Genomic DNA, 21,742 nt, shown 5'->3' with positions numbered 1-21,742 from the left:
TGCTAAAAACGTCGCCGTAGCGATTTTTCCGACACAATCCGGTGTCTTTTTTTGTGTAGCGATTAGCCGCGGAATTCGCTGCGGCCGTTGTACTTGGCTTTGCCGTTCAACTGCTCTTCGATACGCAGCAGTTGGTTGTACTTGGAAACGCGATCGGAACGGCACAGGGAGCCGGTCTTGATCTGGCCAGCCGAGGTGCCCACAGCCAGGTCGGCAATGGTCGAATCTTCAGTTTCGCCGGAACGGTGCGAGATCACCGCGGTGTAACCAGCGGCCTTGGCCATCTGGATGGCTTCCAGGGTTTCGGTCAGGGTGCCGATCTGGTTGAACTTGATCAGGATCGAGTTGGCGATCTTCTTGTCGATGCCTTCTTTCAGGATCTTGGTGTTGGTCACGAACAGATCGTCACCTACCAGTTGGGTCTTCTCGCCGATCTTGTCGGTGAGGATTTTCCAGCCAGCCCAGTCGGACTCGTCCAGGCCGTCTTCGATGGAGATGATTGGGTAACGCTCGGTCAGACCCTTGAGGTAATCAGCGAAACCTTCAGCGGTGAAGACCTGGCCTTCGCCGGACAGGTTGTATTTACCGTCTTCGTAGAATTCGCTGGCCGCGCAGTCCAGGGCCAGGGTCACGTCGGTGCCCAGCTTGTAACCGGCATTGGCCACGGCTTCGGAGATCACTTTCAAAGCGTCTTCGTTGGAAGCCAGGTTAGGCGCGAAACCACCTTCGTCACCGACCGCAGTGCTCAGGCCACGGGCTTTCAGCACGGCTTTGAGGTGATGGAAAATCTCGGTGCCCATGCGCAGACCTTCCGAGAAAGTCTTGGCGCCAACTGGCTGAACCATGAATTCCTGGATGTCGACGTTGTTGTCGGCGTGTTCGCCACCGTTGATGATGTTCATCATCGGGACCGGCATCGAGTAGACACCCGGGGTGCCGTTCAGGTTGGCGATGTGAGCGTACAGCGGCAGATCCTGGTCCTGTGCAGCTGCCTTGGCGGCGGCCAGGGAAACGGCGAGGATCGCGTTGGCGCCCAGGGTTGCCTTGTTTTCAGTACCGTCGAGCTTGATCATCGCCAGATCCAGCGCTTTCTGGTCGCTTGGGTCAGTGCCTTTCAACAGGTCACGGATCGGACCGTTGATGTTGGCAACGGCCTTGAGTACGCCCTTGCCCAGGTAACGGCTCTTGTCGCCATCACGCAGCTCGAGCGCTTCACGCGAGCCAGTGGAAGCACCGGACGGCGCGCAGGCGCTGCCGATGATGCCGTTGTCGAGAAGCACATCCGCTTCCACGGTGGGATTGCCACGGGAGTCGAGAACTTCACGACCTTTGATGTCGACGATTTTAGCCATTGTTGTAAACACTCCAAAGTTGACGAAAACGACGCAGCTGTAGGAAATCTTTGATCGTCGGCAAGCGATGTGCAGCGGGCAGACTTGCAGACGATAAAGCTCAGACCCGAGGGCCTGAGCGTTAAATCGTGCGGTACTTTACCGGAGAATTGAGGATTACGCGGTTTCTACCGTCGGAAAACTCTTCACCAATTCGTCCAGCGCCTTGAGCTGGGCCAGGAATGGCTCCAGTTTATCCAGACGCAGGGCGCAAGGGCCGTCGCACTTGGCGTTGTCCGGGTCCGGGTGGGCTTCCAGGAACAGGCCAGCCAGGGACTGACTCATGCCGGCCTTCGCCAGGTCGAGGACCTGAGCACGACGACCACCGGCGGAATCGGAGCGACCGCCCGGCATTTGCAGCGCATGGGTCACGTCGAAGAACACCGGGTACTCGAACTGCTTCATGATGCCGAAGCCGAGCATGTCGACGACCAGGTTGTTGTAGCCAAAACTCGAACCACGTTCGCAGAGGATCAACTGATCATTACCGGCCTCCACGCACTTGTTCAGGATGTGTTTCATTTCCTGAGGCGCGAGGAATTGAGCTTTCTTGATGTTGATCACGGCACCGGTCTTGGCCATCGCGACCACCAGGTCGGTCTGGCGCGACAGGAAGGCCGGCAGCTGAATGATGTCGCAAACTTCAGCAACGACCGCGGCCTGCTCCGGCTCATGAACGTCGGTGATGATCGGCACGCCGAAGGCTTGCTTGATGTCCTGGAAAATCCGCATGCCCTCTTCCAGGCCGGGGCCTCGGTAAGAGGTCACGGAGGAGCGGTTAGCCTTGTCGAAACTGGCCTTGAACACGTAAGGGATACCGAGTTTCTCGGTAACCTTCACGTATTCTTCGCAGACCTGCATCGCCATGTCGCGGCTTTCCAGCACGTTCATGCCACCGAACAGCACCATTGGCTTGTCGTTGGCAATCTCGATATCACCTACACGGATGATCTTCTGCGCCATAAGGTTCAAGCCTTCTTCTGGTGTTGAGCCAAGGCGGCCTTGACGAAACCACTGAACAACGGGTGACCGTCGCGAGGTGTCGAGGTGAACTCAGGGTGGAACTGGCAGGCGACGAACCACGGATGATCCGGTGCTTCAACCACCTCGACCAGCGCGCCATCACCGGAACGACCGGAGATTTTCAGGCCGGCTTCGATGATTTGCGGCAGCAGGTTGTTGTTCACTTCATAGCGGTGACGGTGACGCTCGACGATCACGTCCTTGCCGTAGCAATCGTGAACCAGGGAACCCGGTTCCAGCAGGCAGTCTTGCGCGCCGAGGCGCATGGTGCCGCCCAGATCGGACGCTTCGGTACGGATTTCGACGGCACCGGTGGCATCTTCCCACTCGGTGATCAGGCCCACGACCGGGTGACCGCTGGCGCGATCGAATTCGGTGGAGTTGGCGTCTTTCCAGCCCATGACGTTACGAGCGAACTCGATCACGGCCACCTGCATGCCCAGGCAGATACCCAGGTATGGCACTTTGTTTTCGCGAGCGTATTGAACGGCAGTGATCTTGCCTTCCACGCCACGCAGGCCGAAACCACCAGGCACCAGGATTGCGTCGACACCTTCGAGCAGCGCGGTGCCCTGGTTTTCGATGTCTTCGGAATCGATGTAGCGCAGGTTGACCTTGGTACGGTTGCTGATGCCGGCATGACTCATCGCTTCGATCAGCGACTTGTAGGCGTCCAGCAGCTCCATGTACTTGCCGACCATCGCGATGGTGACTTCGTGCTCCGGGTTCAGCTTGGCGTCAACCACGGCGTCCCACTCGGACAGATCGGCGCCGCCGCATTGCAGGCCGAAACGCTCGACGACGAAATCGTCCAGACCCTGGGAGTGCAGAATGCCCGGGATCTTGTAGATGGTGTCGGCGTCTTCCAGCGCGATCACCGCACGCTCTTCAACGTTGGTGAATTGCGCGATCTTGCGACGGGAAGACAGATCGATCGGATGATCGGAACGGCAAACCAGCACGTCAGGTTGCAGGCCGATGGAGCGCAGCTCCTTGACCGAGTGCTGGGTTGGCTTGGTTTTGGTTTCGCCGGCAGTGGCGATGTACGGCACCAGCGTCAGGTGCATCAGCATCGCGCGCTTGGCGCCGACTTCGAAACGCAACTGGCGGATGGCTTCGAGGAACGGTTGGGATTCGATGTCACCCACGGTGCCGCCAATCTCGACCATCGCCACGTCGGCATCGCCGGCGCCCTTGATGATGCGGCGCTTGATTTCGTCGGTGATGTGCGGGATGACCTGGATGGTCGCCCCCAGGTAGTCACCACGGCGCTCTTTGCGCAGCACGTGTTCGTAAACGCGTCCAGTGGTGAAGTTGTTATTCTGGGTCATGGTCGTGCGGATGAACCGCTCGTAATGGCCCAGGTCCAGGTCGGTCTCGGCGCCGTCGTGGGTGACGAACACCTCACCGTGCTGGAACGGGCTCATGGTGCCCGGGTCGACGTTGATGTACGGGTCCAGCTTCAGCATGGTGACCTTAAGTCCCCGCGCCTCCAGGATGGCCGCCAATGATGCCGATGCAATGCCTTTCCCCAATGAAGAAACAACACCGCCCGTGACGAATATGTAGCGCGTCATGAAAAACCCTAGAAGTCTGCGTTAAAGCGGTCCGAGCCGCCGGGGAAAGCGAAGGAAGGCCGAAGCCCCCGATCACCTGCATTAATCACAGTGCACCTTTCAAAAAAACCGCCGCGTTGGGACAGACCGGAAGATGAAACACCGGTACGTTGCTCGCTACACATTTTTTGGAATCGCCCAGCAAAGACTGCTTGGTAATCGGCAACTCCTGCAATTCAGGCGAATCCACAGAAGTTGTATCAAGAAGGGAGCGTAGTCTACCGGAAAGCCCCTTTCATCTCAAACCTTGATCCTCGTCAGGCGGCTGCCAATGTAAATTCCAGCTTCCCGCCGCAGCGCCATCGAGCCCCGGCAGGTTCGCTACCGCCAGCAATTGCTGACCTTTGAACAGCAGCGGCAATCTGCCGCGCACGAACAACGGTACAGCGCATTCGTTAAGCAAACGCTTCAGATCGCGATGCCCTCGACCTGGCAAATCCATCACTTCTCCGCCTTCACGATAGCGGATATGCAGCGGACCCTCCGGGATTGCCCCGGTGATTTTCAGCACCCCATTTTCGGGCAAGGCCAGAGGAGACGCTGGGTCCAGCCATGCCCCGACAGCGGGGCAAGCGCGCAACCAGTGGCCGGTCAGCCACCAGATGCGGCCGCCAGACCGATGCAATTCGCCATCGGCCAACCGCCAGACCGGACGGGCATCACCCGCCGCATCGCGTAAATCTTGCCAACCCGACCAATGGTCGGTGTCCGGTAGCCCTGTCAGCGACTCGAGCCAATGGCCAAGCGCATTGCGTTGACGCGCGGCGGAGAGTTTCTGCAGTGCTGCCAACTCCAGCGATGGCAACTTGAGCCACTCGAAAGGACTGTCCGTGCTGGCGTCGAGCAGATCCATTTGTGCCAGGTCGTCGAGCAATCCCTGCGCCTCGCTCAGATGCGCAGCGCTGCGGGCCATGGTCGCGGCGGCCTGCGGCCACCGCGCGGTCAATGCGGGGAACACTTGATGACGCAGGTAATTGCGCGAGAAATGTCGATCCTGGTTGGAAGGATCCTCGATCCAGCTCAATTGATGCTTGGCCGCATAGGCTTCCAGATCGGCGCGAGTCGCCTCCAGCAGGGGCCGCAACAGATAGCCGTTACCCAGCCGACGCTGGCGAGGCATTCCCGACAGACCTCGCACCCCGGCCCCACGCAACAAACGGAAAAGCAGGGTTTCGGCCTGATCATCACGATGCTGACCGGTCAACAGAACGTCGTTGACCCCGGTAACCTCGACGAACGCGCCATAACGGGCATCCCGGGCCGCACGCTCAAGACTGGCGCCGGGCTGCACTTGCACACGGACAACCCGCAACGGTACGCCCAGCGCCGCGCACAACGACCGACAATGGTCCGGCCAGGCTTCAGCCACAGCCTGAAGACCATGATGAACATGAATGGCACTTAATGGCGGCAGGGATTCGGTTTTCGCGAGTGTTGCGAGAAGGTGCAGCAGGACAGTGGAGTCAAGCCCCCCGGAGAAGGCGATGCGCCAGGTTTTGGCGTTGCGCCAGGGCGCGAGATTCAGGAGAAGTCTGGTTGGCAGATCACTATTGGCCTGGCTCATATCCTTCATTCACACAAATCAAATGTGGGAGCGAGCTTGCTCGCGATAGCGGTATAACAGGCGACGGATTGGTCGAATGTTAAGCCCCATCGCGAGCTGGCTCGCCCCCACAGGGTAGAGCGAACAGCGCGGTCAGATCAGAGACCGTAGCTCATCAGACGCTCGTAACGACGGGCCAGCAGCGCCTTGTGGTCGAGCTTCTTCAGCATCCCCAGTTGCGAGCTCAGCTCGGCACGGATATTTGCAGCTGCCGCCGCTGGATCACGGTGCGCACCGCCCAAAGGCTCGCTGATCACTTTGTCCACGATGCCCAGGCCTTTCAGGCGCTCGGCGGTGATACCCATGGCTTCAGCGGCGTCCGGTGCTTTCTCGGCGGTTTTCCACAGAATCGAAGCGCAACCTTCCGGAGAGATCACCGCATAGGTCGAGTACTGCAGCATGTTCAAATGATCGCAAACGCCGATCGCCAAAGCACCACCGGAACCACCTTCACCGATCACGGTGGCGATGATTGGGGTTTTCAGGCGAGCCATGACCCGCAGGTTCCAGGCAATGGCTTCGCTCTGGTTGCGCTCTTCAGCGTCGATGCCAGGGTAAGCGCCCGGCGTGTCGATGAAGGTCAGGATCGGCATCTTGAAACGTTCGGCCATTTCCATCAGGCGGCAGGCCTTGCGGTAGCCTTCCGGACGCGGCATGCCGAAGTTGCGGCGAACCTTTTCGCGCACTTCGCGGCCTTTCTGGTGACCGATCACCATCACTGGCTGGTCATCCAGGCGGGCGATACCGCCTACGATGGCGGCGTCGTCGGAGAAGTGGCGGTCACCGTGCAACTCATCGAACTCGGTGAAGATGTGTTCGATGTAGTCCAGGGTGTAAGGGCGACGCGGGTGACGCGCCAGACGCGCGATCTGCCAGCTGGTCAGCTTGCCGAAGATATCTTCGGTCAGCGTGCTGCTTTTGTCCTGCAGGCGGGAGATCTCATCGCCGATATTCAGCGAATTGTCATTACCGACCAAGCGCAACTCTTCGATCTTGGCTTGCAGGTCGGCGATCGGCTGTTCGAAATCTAGAAAATTCGGGTTCATAGGCGTCCGTCTTGGGTCGACGTCCAAGAGAGCTTGGGCCGGCCGGTTGTATATTCGCGCCCTACCTTAAGGGACAGGCGCGTTCAGGTCGAGATTAAAAATTCAGGTCAAGGCCAGGGCCATCCAACAGCACTGACCGTCAACGGTATTGGAGGAAGACGTTGTCTCGCCCGAACTGGTCACGCAGGGCTTGAATCAACGCATCCGCCGGATCGATTCGCCAGCCTTCACCGAACTGCAGCAAGGCTTTCGCATCGGGACTGGTGTAGTCCATGGTGATCGGGCACGCACCACGGTGGCGCTTGAGCAGCTCACCCAGCCAGCGTAGCTGATCACCTTTCAAATCTTTGGCGTGCAACTTCAGGCGCAGGCTCTCAGCCAGGTTGGTACGCGCATCTTCCATGCTCATCACCCGCTTCACCCGCAACCTCAGGCCGCCGGAGAAATCATCGTTGCTGACTTCGCCTTCGACTACCACCATTGCATCAGTCTGCAACAGCGATTGCGCGGAATGGAACGCATCGGCAAACAACGATGCCTCGATCCGCCCGGAACGGTCATCAAGGGTGATGAACCCCATTTTGTCGCCCTTTTTGTTCTTCATCACCCGTAGGGCGATGATCATGCCGGCGACCGTCTGGGTATCGCGCGCAGGCTTGAGATCGATGATGCGCTGACGGGCGAAACGGCGTATTTCACCTTCGTATTCGTCGATCGGGTGACCGGTCAGGTACAGGCCCAGGGTATCTTTTTCCCCTTTCAACCGCTCCTTGAGGGTCAGCTCCTTGGCTCTGCGATGGTTGGCGTAAACATCGGCATCTTCTTCGACGAACAGACCGCCAAACAGGTCGGCATGGCCACTGTCGTGGGTACGGGCAGTCTGCTCGGCAGCCTTGATCGCCTCTTCCATCGCGGTCAGCAGGACGGCACGGTTACGGTCGATATTGGCTTGATAAGCCTTCGGCTCATCGTGGAAGTACGGGCCAAGACGATCCAGCGCTCCGCTGCGGATCAAGCCGTCGAGGGTGCGTTTGTTGATGCGCTTGAGGTCGACCCGGGCGCAGAAATCGAACAGATCCTTGAACGGCCCCTCCAGGCGCGCTTCGGTGATCGCTTCGACCGGCCCCTCGCCCACGCCCTTGATCGCGCCCAATCCGTAAATGATCCGGCCTTCGTCGTTCACCGTGAACTTGAACTCTGAAGTGTTCACATCCGGTGCGTCGAGGCGCAGCTTCATCGTGCGCACTTCCTCGATCAAGGTCACGACCTTGTCGGTGTTGTGCATATCCGCCGAAAGCACCGCCGCCATGAACGGCGCCGGGTAGTGCGTTTTGAGCCATGCCGTCTGGTACGAGACCAGACCATAAGCCGCGGAGTGGGATTTGTTGAAGCCGTAACCGGCGAATTTTTCCACCAGGTCGAAGATGTTACCGGCCAGGTCGGCATCGATATTGTTGGTGGCGCAACCTTCAATGAAGCCGCCACGCTGCTTGGCCATTTCTTCGGGCTTTTTCTTACCCATCGCCCGACGCAGCATGTCTGCACCGCCGAGGGTGTAGCCGGCCATGACCTGGGCAATCTGCATCACCTGTTCCTGATACAGGATGATGCCGTAAGTCGGCGCCAACACGGGCTTGAGGCCTTCGTACTGGTAATCCGAGTGCGGGTATGCCAGTTCGGCACGACCGTGTTTACGGTTGATGAAGTCGTCCACCATGCCCGATTGCAGCGGGCCAGGACGGAACAGCGCCACCAGTGCGATCAAGTCTTCCAGGCAGTCGGGCTTGAGCTTCTTGATCAGCTCTTTCATGCCACGGGATTCGAGCTGGAACACCGCCGTGGTTTCGGCTTTTTGCAGCAGCGTGTAGGTCGGCTTGTCGTCCAGCGGGATAAACGCGATATCCAGCGGCGGCTCGTTGACCTTCGCGCGGTCGCGGTTGATGGTTTTCAGGGCCCAGTCGATGATCGTCAAGGTCCGCAGGCCAAGGAAGTCGAACTTCACCAGCCCGGCGGCTTCAACGTCGTCCTTGTCGAACTGGGTCACCAGGCCATCGCCCGCTTCATCGCAATAGATCGGCGAGAAATCGGTCAATTTGGTCGGAGCGATCACCACACCACCGGCGTGCTTGCCGACGTTACGCACAACGCCTTCGAGCTTGCGGGCCATCTCCCAGATTTCAGCGGCTTCTTCATCGACCTTGATGAAGTCACGCAGAATTTCTTCCTGTTCGTAGGCCTTTTCCAGGGTCATGCCGACTTCGAACGGAATCATCTTCGACAGACGATCCGCCAGGCCATAAGACTTGCCCTGCACCCGCGCCACGTCACGCACCACCGCCTTTGCCGCCATCGAACCGAAGGTGATGATCTGGCTTACCGCGTTGCGGCCGTATTTTTCGGCCACATAGTCGATCACCCGATCGCGCCCGTCCATGCAGAAGTCGACGTCGAAGTCGGGCATGGAGACCCGTTCCGGGTTAAGGAAACGTTCGAACAGCAGGTCATATTCCAGCGGGTCGAGGTCGGTGATCTTCTGTACATAAGCCACCAGCGATCCGGCACCCGATCCACGGCCTGGCCCCACCGGTACGCCGTTGTTCTTGGCCCACTGGATAAAGTCCATCACGATCAGGAAGTAACCCGGGAATCCCATCTGGATGATGATATCCAGCTCGAAATTCAGTCGATCGACATAGACCTGACGCTTGGCCTCGTAGTCTTCAGTGGTGTCCTTGGGCAGCAGGACCGCGAGACGCTCCTCAAGGCCATCGAACGAGACTTTGCGGAAATACTCGTCGATGGTCATGCCATCGGGAATCGGGAAGTTGGGCAGGAAGTGCGTGCCCAGTTTGACTTCGATGTTGCAGCGTTTGGCGATCTCGACCGTGTTTTCCAGCGCTTCGGGAATATCGCTGAACAGCTCGGCCATTTCCTCGGCGCTTTTGAGGTACTGCTGATCGCTGTAATTCTTCGAACGCCGCGGATCGTCAAGCGCGCGGCCCTCACCGATGCAAACGCGAGTTTCGTGGGCGGCGAAGTCTTCCTGCTTGATGAAGCGCACATCGTTGGTCGCCACCAGCGGCGCACCGATTTTCTCGGCCAGCGCCACGGCACCGTGCAGTTGCTCTTCGTCATTGGGGCGATTGGTACGCTGGATTTCCAGATAGAAGCGGTCCGGGAACACCTCCATCCATTCGCGCGCCAAGGTTTCGGCTTCGTCCGGGTTGCCACTGAGCATCGCCTGGCCGATCTCGCCTTCTTTCGCCGCCGACAGCATGATCAAGCCTGCGCTGGCTTCAGCGACCCACTCGCGCTCGATGATGATCGAACCGTTGCGCTGGCCGTCGATAAAGCCGCGGGAAATCAGCTCGGTGAGGTTGCGATAACCTTCGGCGTTCATCACCAGCAGGCTGATCCGGCTCAGCGGATTGTCCGGATCCTTGTTCGACAACCACAGGTCGGCGCCACAGATCGGCTTGATTCCCGCGCCCATGGCGGCTTTATAGAATTTGACCAGGGAACACATGTTGTTCTGATCGGTGACCGCAACGGCAGGCATGTTCATGCCGACCAGGGTCTTGACCAGCGGCTTGATCCGCACCAGACCGTCGACCAGGGAATATTCAGTGTGCAGGCGTAGATGAACGAATGAAGCCGGCATAGTGATCCTGTCTAGAAACTAGAAACGTGAAGACAACAAGGCCCGGATTGTACCGGGCCTTGGCAAAAAAAATCAGCCTTGCTGCTAACTCTCGATCAGGCTTTCCCGCGCCTCATACGCCAAGCGCACCGGGGCAAACGAGCGCCGATGGATCGGGGTCGGCCCCAGACGAGCGAGCGCTTCAAGATGGACTGGCGTCGGGTAACCTTTATGCCCGCCAATGCCGTAGCCGGGATAAATCAATTCGAACGCAGCCATTTCACGGTCACGACTGACCTTGGCCAGAATCGATGCAGCCGCGATGGCTGGCACCTTGCCATCACCCTGCACCACCGCTTCGGCGCGCATCGGCAATTTCGGGCAACGATTACCGTCGATCATCGCGAGTTTCGGCTGTATATGCAGCCCTGCTACCGCGCGCTGCATGGCCAGCATGGTGGCATGGAGTATGTTCAGCTCGTCGATCTCTTCGACTTCCGCGCGGGCGATGCACCAGCTCAGGGCTTTCTCGCAGATTTCATCGTAGAGTTTTTCCCGGCGAGCTTCGGTGAGCTTCTTCGAGTCATTCAAGCCGAGAATCGGACGGTTCGGATCGAGGATCACAGCCGCAGTCACCACGGCGCCACAGAGCGGGCCGCGACCGACCTCGTCGACGCCGGCAACCAACTCTTCCACTTCAGCGACCAAGGTGAAATCCAGCCCCATCTGCATGCTTGTTTTACTCATTGTGCTTGGCCGATCAAATTCAGCACCGCATCCGCCGCCTGATTAGAGGCATCCAGACGCAAGGTACGGTGGATTTCGTCAAAACCGCGAGTTTGCTCTTCCCCACCCTCGATCAGCGGCGACAGGGTCTGGGCCAGCGCTTCGACCGTCGCATCGTCTTGCAGCAACTCGGGCACCAGCAGTCGCTGGGCCAGCAGGTTCGGCAAGGAGACGTAGGGGCTTTTCACCATCCGCTTGAGAATCCAGAACGTCAGCGGCGCCAAGCGATAAGCGACCACCATTGGGCGTTTGTACAACAGGGCTTCAAGCGTTGCCGTTCCGGACGCGATCAGCACTGCGTTACACGCGGCCAAGGCCAGGTGGGACTTGCCATCGAGCAAGGTCAGCGGCAGATCGCGGCCGACCAACAGCTCTTCAAGCTGCGCGCGACGCTGCGGGTTGGCACACGGCAAGACAAACCGCACGCCAGGACGCAGTGCCCGCAGGCGTTGGGCCGTGTCGAGAAACAATGCACCCAGACGGCCCACTTCGCCGCCGCGACTGCCGGGCATCAGCGCGACCAACGGCCCGTCAGGCAATCCAAGCTCGGCCCGCGCTGCGGCACGGTCGGCCTCGAGCGGAATAGCATCGGCCAGGGTGTGCCCGACAAACCGCACTGGCACGCCCTTCTCTTCATAGAACTTTGCTTCAAACGGAAACAGCGTCAGCATCAGGTCGCAACCTTCACGAATCTTCAGCACACGCTTCTGTCGCCAAGCCCAGACCGACGGACTGACGTAATGCACGGTCTTGATCCCGGCCTGACGCAGTTTGAGTTCGATATTGAGATTGAAATCCGGGGCATCGATTCCGATGAACACGTCCGGCTTTGCGGCAATCAGGTCTGCGACCAGTTTCTTGCGACGTGCCAGCAATTCGCGCAATCGGCCAAGGACCTCCACCAGGCCCATGACCGACAGGCGCTCCATCGGGAAGTATGAAGTCAAACCTTCAGCCTGCATCAGCGGGCCACCGACACCGATGAATTCGATTGCCGGGTGTTGAGCCTTGAGCGCACGCATCAGCCCCGCGCCCAGAATGTCACCGGAAGCCTCACCCGCCACCAGCGCAATACGCAGATTGGCCATGATTAGCGGGTGATGCCGCGCGTCGAAGACTGGATGGAGTCACGGAACACCGCAACTTCCGGGAATTGCTCCGAAGGTTCGGCCAGTTCGGCGAGTGCTTGCTCAACTGTCAGGCCCTGGCGATAGACCACCTTGTAGGCACGACGCAGGGCGTGGATCGCATCTTCGCTGAAACCGCGACGGCGCATGCCTTCGAAGTTCATGCTACGGGCTTCGGCCGGATTGCCGAACACCGTAACGAACGCGGGAACGTCCTTGCCGATGGCGGTACCCATGCCGGAAAAGCTGTGGGCACCAATGTGGCAATACTGGTGAACCAGGGTAAACCCGGACAGGATCGCCCAGTCTTCAACGTGCACATGACCGGCAAGTGCGGTGTTGTTGACCAGAATGCAGTGGTTTCCGATGACGCTGTCGTGACCGATGTGGGCATAGGCCATGATCAGGTTGTGATCGCCCAGGGTGGTTTCCGAACGATCCTGAATGGTTCCACGGTGAATGGTCACGCCTTCGCGAATGACATTGTGGTCACCGATCACCAGGCGAGTTTCTTCGCCCTTGTACTTCAGATCAGGCGTGTCTTCACCTACCGAGGAGAACTGATAGATGCGGTTGTGCTTACCGATTCGGGTTGGGCCCTTAAGAATCACATGCGGCCCGATAACCGTCCCCTCGCCGATCTCCACACCTGCGCCGATGATCGACCACGGCCCGACCTCGACACCGTCAGCCAGGACGGCCGTCGGATCGATGATTGCGCGAGGGTCAATCAAACTCATAGTTTACGTTCCGCGCAGATGATTTCAGCTGAGCAGACTGGCTTGCCGTCGACCGAAGCCTGGCACTCGAACTTCCAGATCTGACGCTTGCAGCTGATGAACTTGGCTTCAAGAATCAACTGATCACCCGGCAACACCGGCTGGCGGAAGCGTAGCTTGTCGGAACCGACGAAGTAATAAAGGGTGCCATCGGCCGGTTTCACGTCGAGCATCTTGAAACCAAGGATCCCGGCAGCCTGAGCCATCGCTTCGATGATCAGTACGCCCGGCATGATCGGATGCGCCGGAAAGTGACCATTGAAGAAAGGTTCGTTGATGCTGACATTCTTGTAGGCGCGAATGCGCTTGCCTTCCACATCCAGATCCACGACCCGGTCCACCAGCAGGAACGGGTAACGGTGAGGCAGGTATTCGCGAATCTCGTTGATGTCCATCATTTCGGGGGGAAGCCTATGTAAAGATTGGGAGCGCGCGACTTACGCGCACTCCTCTAGCAAATCAAGGACACAGTCTAGCGGCTGCGCACATTTGATATGGAAATGGTATCAGCCATCTGAAGAAGCATTACCGTCAGGGGTCACTTCCCCTACTTGCTTTTCCAGCTGTCGCAAACGCCGTGCGATGTCATCGAGCTGACGGATACGGGCCGCGCTTTTGCGCCACTCGGCCGCTGGCTGCATTGCCGTACCGGAAGAATAGGAACCTGACTCGGTGATCGAGTGAGTCACCATGGTCATCCCGGTAATGAAAACGTTGTCGCAAATATCGATATGTCCCACCAGACCTACGCCACCGGCGAGCATGCAATGCTTGCCGATTTTGGTGCTGCCGGAAATTCCCACGCACGCGGCCATGGCCGTGTGATCACCAATCTGGACGTTGTGGGCGATCTGAATCTGGTTGTCGAGCTTAACGCCATTACCGATGATGGTATCGGCGAGCGCGCCGCGGTCGATGGCAGTATTCACGCCAATTTCCACGTCGTCACCGACCAGAACGCCACCGATCTGGGCAATTTTCTGCCAGATACCCTTTTCGTTGGCAAAACCAAAGCCTTCGCCACCGAGTACGGCACCCGACTGGATGACCACTCGTTTGCCGATGCGAACGTCGTGATACAGCGTGACACGGGGAGCGAGCCAGCCACCTTCGCCAATGACGCTACGAGCACCGATGAAACAGTGCGCGCCAACGGTTGTCCCCGCGGCAACTTGCGCACCGCTCTCGATGACTACAAACGCTCCGATACTCGCCGCCGGATCGACCACCGCGTCCGCCGCAATGACTGCGGTCGGATGAATACCGGCCGCCGCCTTGGGCTTGGGATCGAACAGGTGAGAAATGCGCGCGTAGGCAGCGTATGGATCAGGCACCACCAACACATTACCGACAAACCCCTCAGCATCAGAGGCTTTCAGCAACAAGGCTGCAGCCTGGCTGCCTGCCAGGTATTTACGGTATTGGGGATTTGCGAGAAAGCTCAACTGAGTTGGGCCAGCCTCCTGCAAGGTGGCTAGCCCAGTAATTGCCTTCTCCGCGTCGCCACGTAATGTGGCACCGAGGAACTCGGCCAGTTGGCCGAGTTTGATAGTCGCAGTCATGGATTACTTCAGCTGATTCATGCGCTCGATAACCTGGCGCGTGATGTCGTACTGAGGCTTGACATCAATCACTGCGCCACGCTCGAAGACCAGGTCAAAAGCACCTTTCTTGATGACTTCTTCCACAGCGCTGTCCAGTTTCGGCTTGAGCTGTTTCAGCATTTCACGGTCGGCAACGGCTTTGGCTTCGTTCAGTTCCTTGGACTGGAACTGGAAGTCACGAGCCTTTTGCTTGAATTCAAGCTCCAGACGCTCACGCTCGCCTTGCTGCATTTTGTCGCCACCGGCCATCAGACGATCCTGAATACCCTTGGCACTGCTTTCCAGTGTCTTGAGCTTGGTCAGTTGAGGACCGAATTTTTTCTCGGCATCCACGGCGTACTTCTTGGCCGCATCGGATTCCAATAGGGCCATCTGATAGTTCAGAACGGCGATTTTCATGTCGGCAAAAGCCGGGCCTGCTACCAGTACGGAAGCCAGGAGAACCAATTGAGTCAACTTACGCACGATGCACTCCTACAAAATCCATTGTCGTTATCTTGGGTCAGACGCTTAGAACGTCTGGCCGAGGGAGAATTGGAACACTTGAGTCTCGGCATTGCTGTCCGGCTTTTTAACTGGCATCGCTAACGCGAAGCTCAACGGACCAAGGGCGGTCACCCAAGTCACACCAACACCCACAGAACTGGCCATATTGCTCAGGCTGACGTCGTTACATTGAGTGTTGGACTTCGAGCCATCGGCATTGGTGCTCTGCTTGCAGGTCGAATCGAACACGTTACCCACATCCCAGAATACCGAGGTGCGCAACGAACGCTGGTCTTTCACGAACGGCAACGGGAACAGAAGTTCTACACCACCCTGAATCAGGACGTTACCACCAAACGGCAATGGATCCTGGTCTGGATCGACTGCTGTTCCCGGGTTCACGCCCCGGCTCGGGGTACTGCGAGGCCCCAAAGTGCTGTCCTTGAAGCCACGAACCGAGTTGAAACCACCAGCATAGTAGTTTTCATAGAACGGCAAGCCATCAGTGGAACCATAACCATCGCCATAACCCAGTTCGGTGTGCAGGCGCATGGTGTAGTTTTCAGACAACGGCTGGAACAATTGACCGCGGTAATCCAGTTTAAAGAACGACAAATCGCTGCCCGGGGTTGTCGCTTCCGCAGTCAGGCTTTGGGAATGACCACGGGTCGCCAGTACGCCTTTGTTCAATGTGGACTCGGACCAACCGGCCGAGGCCTTGAAGTTCAGATACTGATCACCTTGCTGGTTAACGAAGTCGAAAATTTCGTCGACGGTGTAAAGACCCGTCTTGATCTTGTCTTGTTGCGCAGTCAATCCGAAGGTCAGACGCGACGTCTCGCTGATTGGATAACCGACGCTGACGCCCGCTCCCAGGCTGTCAACGGCGTAGCTGGCTACGTTGACATCAAGGTCTTTGTAGTCGGTGGTGCGATAGAAGGCGTTGTAACCCAGGCTCACACCATCAGCGGTCCAGTACGGGTCGACATAACCGAAGTTATAGCGACTTTGATATTGGCTGCGAGTCAAGCCGATGCTGACCTTGTTACCCGTACCCAGGAAGTTGTTCTGGGTAATCGAACCACCAAGGATCAAACCGGCACTCTGGGCAAAACCGACGCTGGCGGTAATCGAACCGGACGCTTGTTCTTCAACGCTGTAGTTCACATCCACCTGGTCATCGACGCCAGGTACGGCCGGCGTCTCAACGTTGACTTCCTTGAAGAAGCCCAGTCGCTCCAGACGTGTCTTGGATTGGTCGATCAGGTAAGTCGACGCCCAACCGCCTTCCATCTGGCGCATTTCACGGCGCAGCACTTCGTCCTCGGACTTGGTGTTGCCACGGAAGTTGATGCGGTTGACGTAAGCACGCTTGCCCGGATCGACAGCGAAGGTGATGTCTACGGTGTGGTCTTCATCATGAGGCTGCGGTACGCCGTTGACGTTGGCGAAGGTGTAACCCTCGTTACCCAGACGACGGGTGATCAGCTCGGACGTCGTGGTCATCAGCTTGCGCGAGAACACCTGGCCTTTCTGCACCAGGAGCAGGGACTTGACCTGATCCTCTGGAACCTTCAGGTCACCGCTCAACTTGACGTCACGAACGGTGTACTTGTCGCCTTCGTTGATGTTGACGGTGATATAGACGTGCTTTTTGTCCGGAGTGATGGACACCTGGGTCGAAGCGATATCCATGTTGATATAGCCACGGTCCAGGTAGTAGGAACGCAGACGCTCCAGGTCACCGGACAGTTTTTCACGAGCATACTTGTCGTCGTTCTTGAAGAACGACAACCAGTTGGTTGTCTTGAGTTCGAACAGGTCGATCAGGTCTTCATCCGGGAAGACCGTGTTGCCCACCACGTTGATGTGCTGGATAGCCGCCACGGTGCCTTCGTTGATGTTGACCTTCAAACCGACGCGGTTGCGCGGTTGAGGTACCACTTCGGTGTCGACGGTGGCGGAGTAGCGACCCTGAGCGACGTACTGGCGCTGCAGCTCGTTACGTACACCTTCAAGGGTCGCACGCTGGAAGATCTCGCCTTCGGCCAGACCGGACTGCTTGAGGCCCTTCATCAGGTCCTCTGTGGAAATCGCCTTGTTACCTTCGATCTCGATACTGGCGACCGACGGACGCTCGACTACAGTAATAACCAGGACGTTGCCATCGCGGCCCAGCTGGATATCTTGAAAGAAACCGGTTTTGAACAACGCACGAGTGGATTCCACCAGGCGATGATCATCCGCCTGTTCACCGACGTTCAACGGCAAAGCACCAAAGACGCTACCCGCGGAGACCCGCTGGAGGCCATTGACGCGAATATCAGAGATAGTGAAGGACTCGGCGTGAACTTCGGCGATCATCAATACGGTGAGAACCGCAGTTAGCAGCAGACGTTTCATGAAGTCCTTTCTTATTCCAACTGGCAATAAACAAACTGCCGCAAAATGCGGCAGATTCGCAATTCAGCGACGTTACAGACGACCCAGATCATTGACCAGAGCAAGCAACATCACTCCGACCACCAAACTGATACCGATCTGTATCCCCCAACCTTGCACCCGATCCGACAAGGGACGACCACGCGCCCACTCAATCAGATAAAACAACAAATGCCCCCCATCCAGCACAGGAATGGGCAGCAAATTCAGAACTCCCAGGCTAATACTCAGATAAGCAAGGAAATTCAGGAAATCAGCAACACCCGACTGGGCCGAAGCGCCCGCCACTTTAGCAATGGTTATCGGTCCACTCAAGTTTTTTACCGAGAGCTCGCCGAACAACATTTTCTTCAGCGAATCCAGGGTCAGCAGGCTCATGGTCCAAGTACGCCGCGCCCCCTCCCCAATCGCGGCCACCGGACCGTAACTGACCTCCCGAATCATCTCCGGCGGCCAGTCGACAGGCTTGACCCCAGCCCCCAGGTAACCGCTCGGTGCCTTCCTGTCGCCACGCGCAGCCAGTGTCACAGGGACGTCGATTTGAGCACCCTCGCGCTCGACCCGCAGCATGATTTTGGTATCAGGATGCATACGGACGGTGTCGACCACTTGCTGCCAGTCATCCAGTGCCTTGCTGTCCAGCGCCAGCAGTCGGTCACCGGTTTTCAGGCCAGCAGCCTGCGCCGGGCCCTTTGGATCAAGTTCAGCCAGGACCGGCGGCAACGCCGGACGCCAGGGACGGATACCCAGCGATCGAATCGGATCCGGCTCATCAGCCCCCTTGAGCCATTTATCAAGAGCCAGCTCACGCGGAGAATCGACCGTGGAGCCTTGTTCACGAACCAACACTTGCAGGGAACCGCTTTCCCCGAGTCGACGGACCAACTGCAAATTCACCGCCGCCCAACCGGAAGTCGGCTCACCGTCGATGGAAACAATTTCCTGACCCGGGTTCAAACCGGCCTTGGCGGCGATACTGCCAGACTCTACAGCCCCGATGACCGGGCGCACCTGCTCGCTGCCGAGCATGGCCAGCACCCAGAAAAACACCAGGGCCAACAGGAAGTTGGCAATCGGCCCAGCCGCTACGATGGCAATACGCTGACGGACGGATTTTCGATTGAAGGATTGGTCGAGTTGATCGACAGGTACTTCGCCTTCACGCTCGTCAAGCATCTTGACGTAGCCACCCAGCGGGATGGCAGCCAAAACGAACTCAGTGCCTTTTTTGTCGTGCCAGCGCAGCAGTGGCATTCCGAAGCCAACGGAGAAGCGCAGCACTTTGACCCCACAGCGACGCGCGACCCAGAAATGGCCGAACTCGTGGAAGGTAACCAGCACGCCCAAAGCTACCAGGGTGCCGACAATCATATAGAGCGCGCTCATCTATTTTCTCCGCATTCCTATCCGCTGCTGCATGGGCCAACGCATTGCACACTTATCGTCCGTGACGACTCAACCATCGTTCGGCCAGCACACGCGCCTTCGCGTCTGCCGTGAACACTGCCGCGAGATCATCCACTGCTACCACAGGCTCGAGATTCAAGGTTTCCTCGATGATACTCGCGATTTCCGGGTAGCGAACCCGTCCGTCGAGAAAGGCCGCAACCGCGACCTCATTGGCCGCATTCAACATGGCCGGTGCACTGTTGCCTGCCTCGGCCGCCAGACGGGCCAGGCGCAGGCAAGGAAAACGCTCCTCATCGGGCGCCTGGAAGTCCAGACGCGCGATGGCAAACAGATCGAGCGGCGCCACACCCGAATCGATCCGTTCCGGCCAGGCAAGCGCATGGGCGATTGGCGTGCGCATGTCAGGATTACCCAATTGAGCCAACACTGAGCCATCGATATAGTCGACTAGCGAATGAATGACGCTCTGCGGGTGAATCACCACTTCGACCTGGGAAGGCTTGGCATCGAACAGCCAGCAGGCCTCGATCAGTTCGAGCCCTTTATTCATCATGCTGGCCGAGTCGACCGAAATCTTGCGCCCCATGGACCAATTCGGATGAGCACAGGCCTGCTCGGGGGTAACATGTGCCAGCTCAGCCATGGGTGTCTGCCGGAACGGGCCACCCGATGCCGTCAGCAGAATCCGACGCACACCGACCGCCCCCAGACCTCGGGCAAAATCCTGCGGCATGCACTGGAAAATCGCGTTGTGCTCACTATCGATCGGCAGTAACACCGAGCCACTTTTGCGCACAGCCTGCATGAACAACGCACCGGACATTACCAGTGCTTCCTTGTTGGCCAGGAGGATTTTTTTGCCAGCCTCGACTGCAGCCAAGGTCGGACGCAAACCCGCCGCGCCGACAATGGCCGCCATCACCGCATCGACTTCCGGGTCGGCGGCGACCTGACACAGACCGTCCTCCCCCACCAAAACCCGGGTCGAAAGACCTGCCGCACGCAGATCATCCTGCAACACTCGAGCAGCCGCCGCTTCAGGCACTACAGCGAATCGCGGAGTATGACGCACGCACAGTGCCAGCAGCTCACTCAATCGTGTGAAGCCGCTCAAGGCGTAAGCTTGATAGCGCGCAGGATGGCGAGCGATGACATCAAGGGTGCTCAGACCGATCGAACCCGTCGCCCCCAACACGGTAATCTGCTGTGGGCGGCTCACGGTGCAGCCATCCACAACAGTACGGCAAATACAGGGATCGCGGCGGTCAGACTGTCGATCCGATCCAGTACGCCGCCGTGTCCCGGCAGTAGATTACTGCTGTCCTTGATCCCTGACTGGCGCTTGAACATGCTTTCGGTAAGGTCGCCCACGACTGAAATAAACACGATCAACGCCGCGCCGATCAGACCCTTGAACAGCTCCGCAACCGTCCAGTCACGGAAAAACCCGACCAGAACAGTGATGATCAGGCTCAGCGCCAAACCACCATAAACGCCTTCCCAACTTTTGCCCGGGCTGACTAGCGGAGCCAGCTTGCGCTTGCCGAACGCCCGACCGGAAAAATACGCGCCGATATCAGCCCCCCAGACCAGCACCATCACCGCCATGATCAACCAGTTCCCCAGGGGCTCCTGCTTGATAAGGACCAGGCCTTGCCAGGCCGGCAGCAGAATCAGCAGTCCGATCACCAGCTTGCAGGCCGCACTGGCCCAGTGATCGCTGGAGCGTGGATACGTCAGCACCAGATAGGTCGCAATGCCCCACCAGAGCACCGAAGCCCCCAGTATCCAGGGCGCGAGCCCCGGCAACAGGTGCATGACAAACAGCATCAGCGCGACGGCTGCGGCATAAGCAACGCGCATCGACTGCTCATTGAAACCCGCCAGGCGAGCCCACTCCCAGCCCCCCAGGGTCACTACCAATCCGATGAACAGCGCGAAGGCAGACCCCTCGAGAAGGAAGAAACCGCACAGGGCAATCGGCAGCAGGATCAGCGCGGTGATGATTCGTTGTTTGAGCATTAAACCCGGGCTCCAGCCTCGACCTGCTCGCTCGTTTTACCGAAGCGACGCTGGCGAGATGCGAAATCGGCCAGCGCGTTACGCATGGCGTCGTGTTTGAAGTCCGGCCAGAACAGGTCGGAGAAGTACAATTCGGCATAGGCCAGCTGCCACAGCAAAAAATTGCTGATGCGGTGTTCGCCACCGGTACGGATGCACAAGTCCGGTAACGGCAGATCACCGGTAGCCAAACAGGTTTGCAGTAATTCCGGGGTGATGTCTTCGGGTCGCAGGTGCCCCGCCTGAACTTCCCGAGCCAGGCGCTGCGCCGCCTGCGCGATATCCCACTGACCGCCGTAATTGGCGGCGATCTGCAGAACGAAGCGATTGGCGCCTGCGGTCATGTTCTCGGCTTCACGCATCGCAGCCTGAAGCTCCGGGTGGAAACGCGAACGGTCGCCAATGATGCGCAAGCTGATGTTGTTGTCGTTGAGGCGCTTGGCCTCACGACGCAATGCCTTGAAGAACAGATCCATCAAGGCACTGACCTCATCGGCCGGGCGCTGCCAGTTCTCACTGGAAAACGCGAACAAGGTCAGTACTTCGACCCCCGCCTCGGCGCACACCTCGATGACCGCACGAACCGCATCCACACCCGCTTTATGCCCGGCGATACCCGGCATAAAGCGTTTTTTCGCCCAGCGATTATTACCATCCATGATGATCGCGACATGGCGCGGCACCGCAGGCGGTGCAATCTGCTTGGTCTTTTCCATGAAAACGTGACC

The 21,742-nt window shown here is 58.3% G+C and carries 17 protein-coding genes; all 17 read right to left on the bottom strand.

What is annotated here, in order from left to right; translation table 11 throughout:
* Nucleotides 1–62: 62 nt before the first annotated feature.
* Nucleotides 63–1,352, bottom strand: coding sequence for a phosphopyruvate hydratase (gene eno, locus BLV61_RS22125; protein WP_090316970.1), 1,290 nt, complete (start codon nucleotides 1,350–1,352; stop codon nucleotides 63–65).
* Nucleotides 1,353–1,508: 156 nt separating this feature from the next.
* The gene (gene kdsA / locus BLV61_RS22120; protein ID WP_084322286.1) at nucleotides 1,509–2,354 is read right to left on the bottom strand and encodes a 3-deoxy-8-phosphooctulonate synthase; all 846 of its coding nucleotides are present in this window, start codon (nucleotides 2,352–2,354) and stop codon (nucleotides 1,509–1,511) included.
* A 5-nt stretch (nucleotides 2,355–2,359) separates the two neighbouring features.
* Nucleotides 2,360–3,991 carry a CTP synthase gene (locus tag BLV61_RS22115; protein ID WP_047526333.1) on the bottom strand — a complete coding sequence of 544 codons (1,632 nt, stop codon included), beginning with the start codon at nucleotides 3,989–3,991 and terminating at the stop codon, nucleotides 2,360–2,362.
* Between the two features lie 274 nt (nucleotides 3,992–4,265).
* Nucleotides 4,266–5,594, bottom strand: coding sequence for a tRNA lysidine(34) synthetase TilS (gene tilS / locus BLV61_RS22110; protein WP_090467450.1), 1,329 nt, complete (start codon nucleotides 5,592–5,594; stop codon nucleotides 4,266–4,268).
* A 137-nt stretch (nucleotides 5,595–5,731) separates the two neighbouring features.
* Nucleotides 5,732–6,679, bottom strand: coding sequence for an acetyl-CoA carboxylase carboxyltransferase subunit alpha (locus BLV61_RS22105; RefSeq protein ID WP_047526331.1), 948 nt, complete (start codon nucleotides 6,677–6,679; stop codon nucleotides 5,732–5,734).
* Between the two features lie 139 nt (nucleotides 6,680–6,818).
* Nucleotides 6,819–10,340, bottom strand: coding sequence for a DNA polymerase III subunit alpha (gene dnaE, locus BLV61_RS22100; protein ID WP_047526330.1), 3,522 nt, complete (start codon nucleotides 10,338–10,340; stop codon nucleotides 6,819–6,821).
* Nucleotides 10,341–10,424: 84 nt separating this feature from the next.
* Entirely contained in the window at nucleotides 10,425–11,051 is a 627-nt protein-coding gene (gene rnhB, locus BLV61_RS22095; RefSeq protein ID WP_060541039.1) for a ribonuclease HII, read from the bottom strand.
* 11 nt (nucleotides 11,052–11,062) lie between these two features.
* A complete protein-coding gene (gene lpxB / locus BLV61_RS22090; RefSeq protein WP_090467448.1) occupies nucleotides 11,063–12,193 on the bottom strand; it encodes a lipid-A-disaccharide synthase in 1,131 nt (376 codons plus the stop codon).
* Nucleotides 12,194–12,195: 2 nt separating this feature from the next.
* Nucleotides 12,196–12,972, bottom strand: a complete 777-nt coding sequence (gene lpxA, locus BLV61_RS22085) for an acyl-ACP--UDP-N-acetylglucosamine O-acyltransferase (protein WP_047526326.1) — start codon at nucleotides 12,970–12,972, stop codon at nucleotides 12,196–12,198.
* Entirely contained in the window at nucleotides 12,969–13,409 is a 441-nt protein-coding gene (fabZ, locus tag BLV61_RS22080) for a 3-hydroxyacyl-ACP dehydratase FabZ (RefSeq protein ID WP_007940511.1), read from the bottom strand. The genes lpxA and fabZ overlap by 4 nt, the downstream gene beginning before the upstream one ends.
* Nucleotides 13,410–13,517: 108 nt before the next feature.
* Nucleotides 13,518–14,573, bottom strand: coding sequence for a UDP-3-O-(3-hydroxymyristoyl)glucosamine N-acyltransferase (gene lpxD / locus BLV61_RS22075; RefSeq protein ID WP_047526320.1), 1,056 nt, complete (start codon nucleotides 14,571–14,573; stop codon nucleotides 13,518–13,520).
* A gap of 3 nt (nucleotides 14,574–14,576) precedes the next feature.
* Complete coding sequence (locus tag BLV61_RS22070) at nucleotides 14,577–15,080, bottom strand: OmpH/Skp family outer membrane protein (protein WP_007990260.1); 504 nt, start codon at nucleotides 15,078–15,080, stop codon at nucleotides 14,577–14,579.
* Between the two features lie 45 nt (nucleotides 15,081–15,125).
* Entirely contained in the window at nucleotides 15,126–17,504 is a 2,379-nt protein-coding gene (bamA, locus tag BLV61_RS22065) for an outer membrane protein assembly factor BamA (RefSeq protein WP_047526317.1), read from the bottom strand.
* Nucleotides 17,505–17,576: 72 nt separating this feature from the next.
* Nucleotides 17,577–18,929 (bottom strand): sigma E protease regulator RseP, encoded by a 1,353-nt coding sequence (rseP, locus tag BLV61_RS22060; RefSeq protein WP_047526316.1) that lies wholly within the window; start codon nucleotides 18,927–18,929, stop codon nucleotides 17,577–17,579.
* Between the two features lie 52 nt (nucleotides 18,930–18,981).
* Nucleotides 18,982–20,172: a 1-deoxy-D-xylulose-5-phosphate reductoisomerase gene (gene ispC / locus BLV61_RS22055; RefSeq protein ID WP_090467446.1), complete on the bottom strand. Its 1,191-nt coding sequence runs from the start codon at nucleotides 20,170–20,172 to the stop codon at nucleotides 18,982–18,984.
* Nucleotides 20,169–20,975: a phosphatidate cytidylyltransferase gene (locus BLV61_RS22050; RefSeq protein ID WP_047526313.1), complete on the bottom strand. Its 807-nt coding sequence runs from the start codon at nucleotides 20,973–20,975 to the stop codon at nucleotides 20,169–20,171. Before BLV61_RS22050 ends, ispC begins: the two co-directional genes overlap by 4 nt.
* Entirely contained in the window at nucleotides 20,975–21,730 is a 756-nt protein-coding gene (gene uppS, locus BLV61_RS22045; RefSeq protein WP_047526310.1) for a polyprenyl diphosphate synthase, read from the bottom strand. Before uppS ends, BLV61_RS22050 begins: the two co-directional genes overlap by 1 nt.
* Nucleotides 21,731–21,742 lie beyond the last annotated feature (12 nt).

It is taken from the genome of Pseudomonas mohnii (assembly GCF_900105115.1).
Lineage (GTDB): Bacteria > Pseudomonadota > Gammaproteobacteria > Pseudomonadales > Pseudomonadaceae > Aquipseudomonas > Aquipseudomonas mohnii.
The sequence above is the reverse complement of the archived record's forward strand: the minus strand, read 5'-3'. Positions and strand labels throughout refer to the sequence as shown.

Coding starts and splice junctions, on each gene's coding strand:
- uppS (WP_047526310.1), bottom strand. CDS start 21,730: ATGGAAAAGACCAAGCAGATTGCACCGCCTGCGGTGCCGCGCCATGTC.
- lpxA (WP_047526326.1), bottom strand. CDS start 12,972: ATGAGTTTGATTGACCCTCGCGCAATCATCGATCCGACGGCCGTCCTG.
- tilS (WP_090467450.1), bottom strand. CDS start 5,594: ATGAGCCAGGCCAATAGTGATCTGCCAACCAGACTTCTCCTGAATCTC.
- fabZ (WP_007940511.1), bottom strand. CDS start 13,409: ATGATGGACATCAACGAGATTCGCGAATACCTGCCTCACCGTTACCCG.
- eno (WP_090316970.1), bottom strand. CDS start 1,352: ATGGCTAAAATCGTCGACATCAAAGGTCGTGAAGTTCTCGACTCCCGT.
- lpxD (WP_047526320.1), bottom strand. CDS start 14,573: ATGACTGCGACTATCAAACTCGGCCAACTGGCCGAGTTCCTCGGTGCC.
- BLV61_RS22105 (WP_047526331.1), bottom strand. CDS start 6,679: ATGAACCCGAATTTTCTAGATTTCGAACAGCCGATCGCCGACCTGCAA.
- BLV61_RS22050 (WP_047526313.1), bottom strand. CDS start 20,975: ATGCTCAAACAACGAATCATCACCGCGCTGATCCTGCTGCCGATTGCC.
- BLV61_RS22115 (WP_047526333.1), bottom strand. CDS start 3,991: ATGACGCGCTACATATTCGTCACGGGCGGTGTTGTTTCTTCATTGGGG.
- lpxB (WP_090467448.1), bottom strand. CDS start 12,193: ATGGCCAATCTGCGTATTGCGCTGGTGGCGGGTGAGGCTTCCGGTGAC.
- kdsA (WP_084322286.1), bottom strand. CDS start 2,354: ATGGCGCAGAAGATCATCCGTGTAGGTGATATCGAGATTGCCAACGAC.
- dnaE (WP_047526330.1), bottom strand. CDS start 10,340: ATGCCGGCTTCATTCGTTCATCTACGCCTGCACACTGAATATTCCCTG.
- rseP (WP_047526316.1), bottom strand. CDS start 18,929: ATGAGCGCGCTCTATATGATTGTCGGCACCCTGGTAGCTTTGGGCGTG.
- rnhB (WP_060541039.1), bottom strand. CDS start 11,051: ATGCAGATGGGGCTGGATTTCACCTTGGTCGCTGAAGTGGAAGAGTTG.
- bamA (WP_047526317.1), bottom strand. CDS start 17,504: ATGAAACGTCTGCTGCTAACTGCGGTTCTCACCGTATTGATGATCGCC.